This is a genomic window from Pseudomonas antarctica (assembly GCF_001647715.1).
GTDB classification, from domain to species: Bacteria; Pseudomonadota; Gammaproteobacteria; order Pseudomonadales; family Pseudomonadaceae; genus Aquipseudomonas; species Aquipseudomonas antarctica_A.
This window is the reverse complement of record NZ_CP015600.1, coordinates 3,315,200-3,327,524: the sequence shown is the minus strand read 5'-3', so window position 1 is coordinate 3,327,524 and position 12,325 is coordinate 3,315,200. Positions and strand designations below refer to the sequence as shown.

At 61.5% G+C, this 12,325-nt stretch carries 10 protein-coding genes and 1 pseudogene; 4 read left to right on the top strand and 7 right to left on the bottom strand.

Translation table 11 applies throughout. From position 1 onward, the window contains the following. Positions 1-156 precede the first annotated feature (156 nt). Positions 157-1,233, top strand: coding sequence for a 4-hydroxyphenylpyruvate dioxygenase (gene hppD / locus A7J50_RS14975; protein WP_064452512.1), 1,077 nt, complete (start codon positions 157-159; stop codon positions 1,231-1,233). Positions 1,234-1,289: 56 nt separating this feature from the next. Here hppD and rarD read toward each other — a convergent pair whose 3' ends face one another. The 3 genes from rarD to A7J50_RS14960 all read right to left on the bottom strand — a co-directional run bounded on the left by rarD (position 1,290) and on the right by A7J50_RS14960 (position 4,385). Beyond that, positions 1,290-2,171, bottom strand: coding sequence for an EamA family transporter RarD (rarD, locus tag A7J50_RS14970; protein WP_064452511.1), 882 nt, complete (start codon positions 2,169-2,171; stop codon positions 1,290-1,292). A 219-nt stretch (positions 2,172-2,390) separates the two neighbouring features. Further along, entirely contained in the window at positions 2,391-3,401 is a 1,011-nt protein-coding gene (locus tag A7J50_RS14965) for an aldo/keto reductase (protein WP_064452510.1), read from the bottom strand. 81 nt (positions 3,402-3,482) lie between these two features. Next, positions 3,483-4,385: a LysR family transcriptional regulator gene (locus A7J50_RS14960; RefSeq protein WP_064452509.1), complete on the bottom strand. Its 903-nt coding sequence runs from the start codon at positions 4,383-4,385 to the stop codon at positions 3,483-3,485. 101 nt (positions 4,386-4,486) lie between these two features. Here A7J50_RS14960 and A7J50_RS14955 point away from each other — a divergent pair, with 101 nt between their 5' ends. Further along, positions 4,487-5,191, top strand: coding sequence for an SDR family oxidoreductase (locus A7J50_RS14955; protein WP_064452508.1), 705 nt, complete (start codon positions 4,487-4,489; stop codon positions 5,189-5,191). A gap of 51 nt (positions 5,192-5,242) precedes the next feature. On the opposite strand, the gene A7J50_RS14950 is transcribed toward A7J50_RS14955, so the two are convergent. Further along, entirely contained in the window at positions 5,243-6,553 is a 1,311-nt protein-coding gene (locus tag A7J50_RS14950) for an MFS transporter (RefSeq protein ID WP_064452507.1), read from the bottom strand. Positions 6,554-6,714: 161 nt separating this feature from the next. Here A7J50_RS14950 and A7J50_RS14945 point away from each other — a divergent pair, with 161 nt between their 5' ends. Both A7J50_RS14945 and A7J50_RS14940 read left to right on the top strand, forming a co-directional pair. After that, positions 6,715-7,821 (top strand): sugar diacid recognition domain-containing protein, encoded by a 1,107-nt coding sequence (locus A7J50_RS14945; protein WP_064452506.1) that lies wholly within the window; start codon positions 6,715-6,717, stop codon positions 7,819-7,821. 91 nt (positions 7,822-7,912) lie between these two features. Next, positions 7,913-9,055 carry a glycerate kinase gene (locus A7J50_RS14940; RefSeq protein WP_064452505.1) on the top strand — a complete coding sequence of 381 codons (1,143 nt, stop codon included), beginning with the start codon at positions 7,913-7,915 and terminating at the stop codon, positions 9,053-9,055. Here the strand turns inward: A7J50_RS14940 and A7J50_RS14935 are convergent. The 3 genes and pseudogenes from A7J50_RS14935 to A7J50_RS14925 form a co-directional block, all read right to left on the bottom strand. Continuing rightward, the gene (locus A7J50_RS14935; RefSeq protein ID WP_064452504.1) at positions 9,052-10,164 is read right to left on the bottom strand and encodes a class II histone deacetylase; all 1,113 of its coding nucleotides are present in this window, start codon (positions 10,162-10,164) and stop codon (positions 9,052-9,054) included. The genes A7J50_RS14940 and A7J50_RS14935 overlap by 4 nt on opposite strands. Further along, positions 10,161-11,346: pseudogene (locus A7J50_RS14930) on the bottom strand (MFS transporter). Before A7J50_RS14930 ends, A7J50_RS14935 begins: the two are co-directional and overlap by 4 nt. A gap of 36 nt (positions 11,347-11,382) precedes the next feature. Next, a complete protein-coding gene (locus A7J50_RS14925) occupies positions 11,383-12,258 on the bottom strand; it encodes a transporter (RefSeq protein WP_064452502.1) in 876 nt (291 codons plus the stop codon). Positions 12,259-12,325: the final 67 nt, after the last annotated feature.

The following is a 12,325-nucleotide window of genomic DNA, read 5'->3' as shown; positions in this document are numbered from 1 at the left end:
TCAGAGACTGATGTAACCATGAAGCTATTCGGCTCCCCCCTGATCTTTGGTGACTTCCTCGCACGCAGTGTGCGGGGCCTCTCTTGTGCGCCTCCCTCCGACCTCATCCTTGCTCGCAAATAACTATTTGTTCACTACAAGAATGAGGCGCCGAAAATGGCCGACCAATACGAAAACCCAATGGGCCTGATGGGCTTTGAATTTATCGAATTCGCATCGCCAACCCCGGGCACACTGGAGCCGATCTTCGAGATCATGGGCTTCACCAAAGTCGCGACCCACCGCTCCAAGAACGTCGACCTGTTCCGCCAGGGCGAGATCAACCTGATCCTCAACAACGAGCCCGACAGCCTCGCATCCTACTTTGCGGCCGAGCACGGCCCATCGGTGTGTGGCATGGCGTTCCGCGTCAAAGACTCGCAACAGGCGTTTAACCGCGCGTTGGAGCTGGGCGCCCAGCCAATCCATATTCAAACCGGGCCCATGGAACTGAACCTGCCGGCGATCAAGGGCATCGGCGGCGCGCCGCTGTATTTGATCGACCGTTTCGGTGAGGGCAGCTCGATCTATGACATCGACTTCGTGTACCTCGAAGGCGTTGACCGCAACCCGGTGGGCGCCGGCCTCAAGGTCATCGACCACCTGACCCATAACGTGTACCGCGGGCGCATGGTCTACTGGGCCAACTTCTACGAGAAGTTGTTCAACTTCCGTGAAGCGCGTTACTTCGACATCAAGGGCGAATACACCGGCCTGACCTCCAAGGCCATGAGTGCCCCGGACGGCATGATCCGCATCCCGCTGAACGAAGAGTCCTCCAAGGGTGCCGGCCAGATCGAAGAGTTCCTGATGCAGTTCAATGGTGAGGGCATTCAGCACGTGGCGTTCCTCACCGACGACCTGATCAAGACCTGGGACGCGCTGAAGAAGATCGGCATGCGCTTCATGACGGCGCCGCCGGACACGTACTATGAAATGCTTGAAGGCCGCCTGCCGAATCACGGCGAGCCGGTGGACCAACTGCAAGCACGCGGCATTCTGCTCGACGGTTCTTCGATTGAAGGCGACAAACGTCTGCTGCTGCAGATCTTCTCGGAAACCCTGATGGGCCCGGTGTTCTTCGAATTCATCCAGCGCAAGGGCGATGATGGGTTTGGCGAGGGCAACTTCAAGGCACTGTTCGAGTCGATCGAGCGTGACCAGGTGCGTCGTGGTGTACTGACCGCCGACTAAACGTAAAAAAGCCCGCCCGAGGTTAACCCTCGGGCGGGCTTTTTATTGCCTGCGAATCACGCTCTGCGCTGACGCACCAAGTGCTTGAACCCTTCATACACCAGCACCATTACCGCCAGCCAGATCGGGATGTAAGTCAGCCATTGGCCGCCCTTGATGCCTTCTCCCAATATCAACGCCACTGCCAGCAGCAATACGGGCTCCACGTAGCTGAGCAGGCCAAACAGGCTGAACGCCAGCAAGCGGCTGGCAACGATATAGCTCACCAGGGCGGAGGCACTGATCAAGCCCAGCATCGGAATCAACGCGTACAGCTTGGGGTGCACATCGAGCACGGCAAACCCCTGTTCACCGCTCTGCACAAACCACCAGGCCACCGGCAGCATCAGTGCCATGTCCAGCCACAAGCCGCCCAAGTGATCGGTGCCCAAGTATTTGCGCACCACAAAATAGATCGGGTAACCGATGATCACCACCAATGTCGCCCAGGAAAAACCCCCGGCCTGATACAACTCGTTAAGCACCCCGAGCGCGGCAAAAAATACCGCGATCTGCTGCAGGCGTGACAGCTGTTCGCCGTACACCAAACGTCCGGTCAGCACCATGGTCAGCGGCAGCAGGAAATACCCCACCGACACATCCAGGCTGCGCCCATTCAGCGGTGCCCACATAAACAGCCAGAGTTGCACACCTAACAGGACCGACGACAGCAGCACACCGCCAATCAGCCTCGGCTTGGCCACCAACATTCGCACCAGTTCCCACACACGCCGCCATTCGCCACTGACGATCATGAACACGGTCATGCAGGGCACGGTCAGCAACATGCGCCAGCCAAAAATTTCCAGGCCGCTCAATGGCGTGAGCAACGAAGTGAAGTAATACATCACGGCAAACAACACCGAGGCCAATACCGATAACACAACACCTTTAGACACACTGTCCTCGCGAAAACCGATTGCTACAAAAGAGAGAGATTTCAGGAGGGGATTATGGTGCTTTTGGTGGAATACGGTTGCGCTGTTTTGGGGCGTTTGCGGGAAATTTTTCACGACACGCGGTTTTGGCTAATACCTTTGGCAAGCGGGCTTTTATGGTGAGCCCGGCTCGCCACACCCTGCTACTTGTCACAGGCGGCGGGCGAGCCGGGGTACACGCTAAGAACGAGCTACGCGACCCGAGACAAAATGGCCCACATCATTAAACCCCGGCGTAGACGAATGCCCCGGCGTCACCAGTGAGTCAATAAACGCCTCATCTTCAGCACTGATCTTGACATCCAGCGCCCCGGTGTACGCATCCCACTGCGCCTCGGTACGCGGCCCGACAATCGCCGAACTGACCGCCGAGTTGTTCAGTACCCAGGCAATCGCAAACTCCACGATCCCCACGCCACGCCCCTGGGTGTATTGCTGAATCTGCTGGGCAATACGCAGTGACTCAACCCGCCATTCGGTTTCCAGAATGCGTTTGTCCTGGCGCGCCGCGCGGCTGCCGGCTTCGGGCGTCACATCAGGTGCGTACTTGCCACTGAGCACGCCACGGGCCAGCGGGCTGTAAGGCACCACGCCCAAGCCATAGGCGCCTGCGGCGGTGATTTGTTCGATCTCGGCCTGGCGATTGACGATGTTGTACAACGGCTGACTGATGATCGGCTTGTCTACGCCCAAACGCTCGGCCACGCGAATCACTTCAGCGATGCGCCAACCCCGGTAGTTGGACAGGCCCCAATAACGAATCTTGCCTTGGCGGATCAGGTCGCCTATCGCCGACACCGTCACTTCCAGCGGCGTGTCGTGGTCTTCGCGGTGCAGGTAATAGATGTCCAGGTAGTCGGTGTCGAGGCGGGTGAGGCTGGCTTCCAGTGCGTTGAAAATGCGCTTGCGGCTCAGGCCATTGCGGTTGGGTAAACCGTCCAATGGGCCGATGCCGACTTTCGACGCCACCACCCAATCCGAGCGGTGGCGGACGATAGCTTCACCGACGATTTCTTCGGAGCGCCCGCCGGTGTAAACGTCGGCGGTGTCGATAAAGTTGATGCCCTGGTCCCAGGCCTTGTCGATGATGCGCAGCGAGTCTTCGGTGTGGGTCTGTTCGCCAAACATCATGGTGCCCAGGGTCAGTGCGCTGACCTTCAACCCGGACTGGCCCAATGTGCGGTAAATCATGCAAAGATCCTCATGGCTGGGAAACGTAAGTGATGCAATACCAGACTCAAGGGCTTTGGAACAACCCCGGCACGGCTTTCTTCATGCGCTCAGCAAGGTCTGACAGCGCTGCTGTAAAAAACGATGCAGCACTTTCACCCGTTCCGACACTTGCAGGCGGTGAGGGCACATCAGGTTGAACGGGGTGGGCTCGCCTTGCCAATCGGGCAACAGCGGCACCAGGCGCCCGGCTTGGATATCCCGGGCGATATCCAGATTGGCCTTATACGCGACCCCGTGGCCAGCCAACGCCCAACGCCGCACAATTTCGCCATCGTCGCTCAGGTAATCGCCCGTCACTTCGACTTCCTGGAGCAGTGCGCCCTGGCGAAAGTACCAGGTGTTATTCGGCTGCCCCCGGCGCATGTAGCGCAGCGTACTGTGTTGCGCCAGGTCCGCAGGCGTACGCGGCGTACCGTGCCGCGCGAGGTAGTCAGGGCTCGCGCAAGGAATGCGATGGTGGCCGGGCACGACGGGTAATGCCACCAGGCTGGAGTCCCGTGGCACACCAAAGCGCAGGGCGATGTCGACGGTGTCGCGGAACAAATCGGCGTTGCTGTCGTTGAGCAACAACTGCAGGCGGATGTTCGGGTGCTCGACCTTGAATTCATCCAGCCAGCCCAGCAGCACATTGCGCCCGAAATCCGAGGGGGCGGCCAACTGCAACAGGCCGCTGAGGCTTTGGCCTTGTTGTTTGATCGCTTGCTCGCCCTCGGACAAGGCTTCCAGGGCTATGCGTACGCTGTCCAGGTAACGCCGACCTTCTTCGGTCAGGCGCATGCTGCGGGTGGAACGGGCGAGCAGGCGGATGCCCAAGCGGGTTTCCAGACGTTTGAGGGCGATACTGGCTGCTGCCGGCGTGAGGTTAAGGCTACGCGCGGCCGCCGAGAGGCTACCTGTGTCGGCGGTGCGCACAAACACTTCCAGGTCCAGGGTTGAGCTCATTTGTAAAAATCCTTTAAAGATCTTGTCGTTTTACCGGGATTTTTCGCTGATTGCCAAGCTGAGAAGATCAACGTTCACTTTCTCAATCAGGTATCAACCTCATGACATCCCCCCTCAGCGGTAAAACCGTCATCGTGATTGGCGGCAGCAGCGGTATCGGCGCAGCAGTGGCCAAGGCCGCCGCCGCGCGTGGCGCGCAGGTGGTGCTGGCCGGGCGCCGCTTGACCTCCAGTGTCGACAACGGCGTGCGCAGCGAGCCGGTCGACGTGACCGACAGCGTCTCCCTGCAGCGTTTGTTCGAAGCGGTCGGACGCTTTGATCATCTGGTCTATACCGCCGGGCCGTCGGTGCGGGCCAAAACCCTCAGTGAAACCGACCTGACCGAAGCCCAGGACAACTTCAACGTAAAACTCTGGGGCGCGCTGCGGGCAATCCAACAGGCGCTGCCGTTTTTGGCTGAGCACGGCAGCATCAGCCTGACTTCGGGCCAACTGGGCCGCAAACTGGCGCCCGGCCAGTTGATCAAGACCGGCATCAACGCTGCGACCGAGGCGCTGGGCAAGCAACTGGCAAAAGAATTGGCGCCCCGTCGGGTCAATGTGATCAGCCCGGGGGTGATTGATACACCGGCTTATGCAGGGCTGACAGAGGAGCAGCGGCTGGCGATGTTCGCCAAGGCTGGCGGGGCCTTGCCGGTTGGGCGAGTGGGGCAGGCTGAGGAGGTTGCGGCGGGGTATGTGCTGGCCATGGAGAACGGGTTTATGACCGGTGCCGTGATTGATATCGACGGCGGCGGTGTGTTGTAAACACAGCGCAAAATGTGGGAGGGGCTTGCACCCTCCCACATGGACTGGGTTTTATACTTTGAGAGTACGTGTCATGCGCAGCGCCAACAGGCTACCGGCGACAATCACCGCCGCCAGCAGGTACAACGCCATGTCCGTGGACCCGGTGGCATCCTTCACAAACCCCACGATGTAGGGGCTGAGGAAGCCAGCCATCTGGCCCATGGAGTTGATCAGCGCCAAACCGCCTGCCGCCGCGCCCGCGCTGAGCAGGGCGGTTGGCACCGGCCAGAACATCGGCAGGCCGGTGAGGGCGCCCATGGTGGCGATGGTCAGGCCGAGAATCGCAATCGCCGGGGTAGTGGCGAAATTCACCGCGATCAGCAGGCCGATGGCGCCCATCAACATCGGCACCACCAAATGCCAGCGACGCTCCTTGCGCAAGTCGGCGGAGCGGCCCACCAGCAGCATGAACACGGCGGCCAGCAGATACGGAATCGCACTCAGCCAGCCAATCACCAGGTTATCGCTGAAACCCAGGTTCTTGATGATCGACGGCAGCCAGAAGTTGATCGCATACACACCGCTCTGGATGCAGAAGTAGATCAGGCCGAACGCCCAGATGGCCGGGTTCTTGAACACTGCGCCGAGCGAATCGGTGGTTGTCTTCGGCTTGTTGGCCAAGTCCGTCGCCTGATCGGCTTCCAGCACTGCACGCTCGTGGGGCGTGAGCCACTGGGCATTGGCAAAGCTGTCGCTGAGCAGGAAGTAAGCGAGTGCGCCAAGTATTACGGTCGGGATGCCTTGCAGCAGGAACATCCACTGCCAGCCCGCCAGGCCACCCTGGCCTGCAGCAAAGTGGTTGAGGATCCAGCCGGAGAACGGGCTGCCGAGCAAGCCGGACACCGGAATCGCCGACATGAACAATGCCATGATCCTCCCGCGGCGAAAGGTCGGGAACCACTGCGAGAGGTACAGCACCACGCCAGGGAAAAAGCCGGCTTCAGCGGCGCCGGTCAACAGGCGCAGCCCATAGAAATGCGTCGGCGTCGTGACGAACAGCAGGCAGGTGGACAAGGTGCCCCACACGATCATCATCAACGCGATCCAGCGGCGCGGGCCGAACTTGGTCAGCGCCAGGTTACTCGGCACGCCGCACAGCACGTAGCCGATAAAGAAGATCCCGGCACCGAGGCCGTACACCGTCTCACTGAATTTCAAGGCGTCGAGCATCTGCAACTTGGCAAAGCCAACGTTCACCCGGTCAAGGTAGTTGAACAAGTAGCAGATAAAAATGAAGGGGATCAGGCGCAGGGTAATGCGCTTGTAGATGGCGTTTTTATCGTCATCGGTGGCCAGTGTGGCAGCGGCGCTCTGTGACATGGCAGTCTCTCTTTATTATGATTTTTTGCGATGCGAGGGTAACGTTGATCGCCCAAAGAGTCTCGGCCACCGGCCGGGGTGCTGTCTTTGTGCTAGCGCACAGTGAAGCAGGCTTTGCGCTGTGCCTATGAACAACCCTGCCTTTCAAGGAACTTAGCCCCATGTTCGAGCTGGATCATGACCTGGCGCAGGATATCGTCAATCGCACCATGGCCATCCTGCCCTACAACGTCAACGTCATGGACAGCCAGGGCTTGATCCTCGGCAGCGGTGAGCCGGAGCGCATCAACACGCGTCATGAAGGCGCGCAGTTGGTGCTGGCCAACGGTCGGGTGGTGGAAATCGACGGCCAGACCGCCAAACACCTGAAGGGCGTGCAACCCGGCATCAACCTGCCGCTGATGCACGACCAGCGGCTTATCGGCGTGCTCGGCATTACCGGTGAACCCGAGTTGTTGCGCACTTACGCTGAGTTGGTGCGCATGACGGCGGAAATGCTGGTCAGCCATCGCCATCAACAAGCCGAACAGCAATGGCGGCGCCAGCGCTGTGATGATCTGCTGGCGTTGCTTTTGGCCGACGCCGGCGACTCGCCACGCCTGGTCGATGAGGCGCAACAATTGGGGCTCAAACCGCAAATGACGCGCACGCCGTACCTGTTCGAGCTGGGCGTGGGCCAATCGGCGGACGCGTTGAGCGCCTGGCTCACCAGCCGCTACCCGGACAGTTGGTGCGTCAGCTCCGCGCAATTTTCCCTGCTGTGGTGCCGACCGGCAGCGGTGCACGTGGATAACCTGCGCTTGCTGGAGAAGCTTGAAGGCCTGGGCTGGAATATCCTGCGAGTGGCCGTGGGCGGTCAGGCCGATGGCTTGGCGGGGCTGCGCCGGTGTTACCGTCGCGTGGGGGACTTGCTCGCCTATGGTCGCGATATTCTCCCGCAATCACGGCTGTTGACGCTCAACCGTTATCGTTTGCCCGTGATGCTCTGGCGACACCGTAATGAAGACGCCCTCGACGAATTGCTCAACCCGTTGCGCAAAGTGCTGGCCAAGGACACCAACGGTCAGTTGCTGGCGACGTTGCGCAGTTGGTGCGAACACGACGGCCAGAGCCAGGCATGTGCCGATGCGTTGGGTATTCACCGCAACAGCCTGCGTTATCGGATGGAGCGCATAGCCGAGTTGAGTGGTGTCGACCCACTGACCCTCGACGGCATGCTTGCCCTTTACCTCGGCGTACAGTTGTTGCCCCAGGCTTTGTCGAAATGAACAACAAACCTCACTCACACTTGTGCATCTGACCGGCGTCATTGCCGCAGCCAACTGGCAGCATGGGCGTTATAAAAAACGGAGAAACCCCATGAAAATCATCATCGCCCCCGACTCATTCAAGGACAGTCTGAGTGCCGAAGGTGTCGCCCAGGCGATTGCCGAAGGGTTGGCCCAGGTGTGGCCGGATGCACGCTTGATCCAGTGCCCGATGGCCGATGGCGGTGAAGGCACCGTGGATTCGGTACTCGCCGCCTGCAATGGCGAACTGCGCAGCCACACTGTGCGAGGTCCGTTGGGCGGGACGGTTGAAGCGCGCTGGGGCTGGCTGGCCGACAGCTGCACCGCGATTATCGAGATGGCCGAAGCCAGCGGCTTGCAACGTGTGCCGCCGGGTCAGCGCGATGCCTGCACCAGCACCACGTACGGCACCGGCGAACTGATACGCGCCGCATTGGATGCTGGCGCCCGGCGCGTCATCCTGGCGATTGGCGGCAGCGCCACCAACGACGGTGGTGCAGGCGCGATGCAGGCGCTCGGCGTGCAACTGTTCGATGCCCAGGACCAGATACTTGCGCCCGGTGGCCTGGCCTTGGCAGGCCTGGCGCGCATCAATCTTGAACAACAGGACCCACGGCTGGCCCACGTACGCTTTGAGATTGCCGCCGACGTGAACAACCCGCTGTGCGGCGCACACGGCGCCTCTGCCATCTTCGGCCCGCAAAAAGGTGCGAATGCGCAGCAGGTCGAACAACTGGACGCCGCCCTCGGCCATTTTGCCGATCACTGCGCCAAGGTTCTGCCCAAAGACGTGCGTGATGAGCCCGGTAGTGGTGCAGCAGGTGGCTTGGGGTTTGCCGCCAAGGCCTTCCTGGACGCGCAATTTCGCGCCGGCGTTGAGGTCGTCGCCGAATTGGTGGGGCTGGACGAAGCCGTACGGGGCGCCGATCTGGTGATTACCGGCGAAGGCCGCTTCGATGCCCAGACGCTGCGTGGCAAAACCCCGTTCGGCGTGGCACGCATTGCCCGCCAGCACAACGTGCCGGTGATCGTGATCGCCGGCACACTGGGCGATGGCTACGAGCAAATGTACGCCCACGGTGTGGACGCCGCATTCGCCTTGCCTTCGGGCCCGATGAGCCTGGAACAGGCTTGCAGCGAAGCGCCGCGTTTATTACGCGAGCGGGCCTCGGACATCGCGCGCTTATGGCGGCTGGCGGCGCCCAGGGTTTAATCGATAAGCCCGCGCGCCAACTGCTCGATCCATTGCTTCTGGAATGTCAGCAACGTCGCGTTGGGTTGCTGCAACTGGACAAATTCCAGCATCGGGTCTTGCACCGCTGTGCGCACACCGCTTAACTCCTCCAGGGTGGCCAACCCGCAAAACGGCACATAGGCTTCGCTGTAGCCGCCCTCATGCACCAGCACCAGGCGGCCCTGGCACAGGCGCTCTGCCGCCAGGCGTAGCGCGCGGGTCATCAGCCGGAAAGAGTCACTGTGCAGCAGCATGCGCGCCAACGGGTCGACGGCGTTGGCGTCATAGCCGCAAGCAACGATGATCAGCTCCGGTTGAAACCGTTCCAGCGCCGGCACCACGATGCGCGCCATGGCATGCAGGTACGCGTCGTGCCCACTGCCCGGCGGCAATGGAATATTGATATTCGCCCCCAGGCCGGCGCCACGGCCGCGATCCTGCTCGCCGCTGTAACCCGGCGGATAACAACCGTCCTGATGCAGTGAAATCGTCAACACATCGCCCCGGTCCTCGAAAATCGATTGGGTGCCATTGCCATGATGGACGTCCCAGTCGATCACGGCGACCTTGCCCAGCCCGTTGCGCGCCTTGGCCACTTCGATGGCAAGCGCAATGTTGGCGAGGAAACAGAAGCCCATCGCGCTGTCGGCCAAGCAATGGTGCCCCGGTGGCCGCGACAGCGAATAGGCATTGTGTGCCTGGCCGTTTAGGACTGTGTCCACCGCGGCGATGGTCAAGCCGGCGGATAACTTGGCAATTTCGTAGCTGCCCGGACCTATCGGGGCCTGGGGGCCGAGTTCACCACCGCCGGCATCGCTCAGGGCCTTGAAACGTTGCAGGTAGTGGCTGCCATGCACCCGCAGCAGATCCTCTTCACTGGCGGGAGGAGCGCTGTGCAGGTGCAAGTGGCGACTCAAGCCGGACACGTCCAGCAGGCTTTTCAAGCGTCGCTTGGTGTCCGGCGACTCGGCATGCCCGCTGCCGGCCGGCGGCTGCACCCATCCGCCCACGGGCAAGGTCAGCGCGTGGGCACTGGCGCTGTGCCACAGGGTCATTTCATCAAAGAAAAACGCGGTGGTTCGGTTCATACAGGCTCCAGTTCAGCGGGGTTGTGATGGGCGGCTGGCGAAGGTCATCGCCAGGGACAGCAAGGTGATAACGGCAGCGCCGACCAGCAGCGCGGTAAACCCGCCACTGGTCTCGATCAGCCGGCCGGCGACGGCAGGGCCGATGGCCAGGCCGCCGCCGATCACCAGGTTGGAGGCGTTCATCAACTTGCCGCTGTGGTCCAGGTCGGCCAGGCAGGCGAGGATCAGCGGCAGGATGAAGGTCCAGGTGAACTTGAACAGCAGCGCCGCCAGCGCAAAACGCAGCAGCGCGGGTTGGCCGAGCAGTAGCAGCACGGCGGTCGCCATCAGTGCATAGCCCGCGAGCAACAGCACCCCACGCGGCAGGCGCGCACCGATCAGCGCAGCGCACGCCGCCCCGGCAATGCCCATCAGCGTCGCGACGGCCAACACTTCACCGCTGTGCTGTGGCGAGATTCCGGCACGCGCACCCAGGGCACCGATGAAGGTCCAGACGCCGCCGAGGCTGATGTAAAAGGCCAGGACCGCTGCGATCCCCAGCGCGGCCTTCCAGGGTGAGCGGTGCAGCGAAGGGCTGTCGTTCGCCTTGTTCGCCGGGCTGGCACGGGGAAAACCACGGGCCAGGGGCAAGAGTATGGTCATCAGGACCGCCAGGATGAGGTAGCAGGCATTCAAGCCGTAGCGTTCGAATAAGCCCGGAAGTACCGCAAGGCCCAAGGCGCCGACCACCAGTTGCCCCATCACCCATAGCCCGTAGACCCGGCTGGGGTTGGCCGTATGGGCGGCACTGGCCAGGCAGATGATCATCAATGAACCTCCGGCCAACGCACTGGCGAAGCGCAAGGCAAGCAAGCTGGCGTAGGTGTCGGCGAGCATCGACAGCAGATTGGCCGCGATGAACAGGAGTGCGGCGCATAAGGCCGCCACCCGCCAGTCGACCCGTTTGAGCCACCAGAGCGCGGGCAGCGTCGCCAGGCTCATGGCGCCCAGTTCGACGGAAAACAGATCACCGATTTGCGCAGGGCTCAGTTGCCATTGACTCGCCAACTGTGAAGCCACGGCGGGGGCGGTCATCAGGATGGTCGGGGTGATTGCGGCGAACAGCACGATGGCTGCCAGCAGTGCCCAGGAGGACGATGAGGCTGAGGCCTCATGTTGTGCGGCATGGGTTTGAGTGTGCATCTTCTTGCTCCGGGAAAAGGGGCTCGGGAAAGCGCGTCAGAACACGTGGACCAGGCGCAACAGCGCATCGGTTCCGGCGTAACCGTTGGACGCGGCGACATTTTGCGAAAGGCCGAACATCAGTTGGTTCTGCTTGTCGAGCCAGTGCCCGACCTCGAACCCGACCTGGGTGTAGCGTTTGTGGGTGTCGTCGAGTTGACGGTTGTTGAGGCGCAGCGCCCCACCGTCGGCCTGGATCAGGCGCAACGCACCGTAAGTGGCGGGGCTGAAGTCGTAGGAGGCAAATGCTTGCAGGCGATACAGCGGGGCTTGCTTGAGCTGGCTGCCGAAATAGTCGTCATTGGGGGCGTAGAGCTGGGCTTCCAGATTGGCTTCCAGCACCCATTTTTCGCCGATGCCTCGCGTGTAGTTGTAGACAAAGGTTGCGCCCCAGCGATTGGCGCCCGCAGACACGTCCGGGTTGTTGCTGTGGTATTCGCCCACCGGCACGGTGATCAGGCTCAAGAGGCCGCTGTAGGTACGAGAGGCCGGGTCGTTGATGAAAAACACGGTGCCGCCCACTTGCGGATCGCCCAGCCCACTTTCGCCAGTGCGTTGGCTGGCGCCAGGCAAGCGCGCATTGATGTCGGCGAAGGGCACGATGACTTGCGGCGTGCACAGCGTGCCGCAGGCGTCGGTGAAATACACTTGGCGGTATGCCAGGGCGTTCACCCTGAGGTCGGCCTTGCCGGTGGTATCGGCAGGCCCGTGGAAATTTCCGGCACGCGTCGCAGGCAAGTACAGCGCGCCCAGGCTGGTGCCTGGCGGTGCGCTGAAAAAGTCGCGGGCATTGAGGTCGGCAGCCTGGCTATCGAGGCACAGCAGTGTGCCGCCGAGCAGCACCGTCAGGTTACGCACGGTTGTTGGGGTCATGGCGAGGCGTCTCTTGAATGGAGCGTCAGGGCGAGTGCAGCAGCGGTAAAAAAATGGGCAAAAGAAA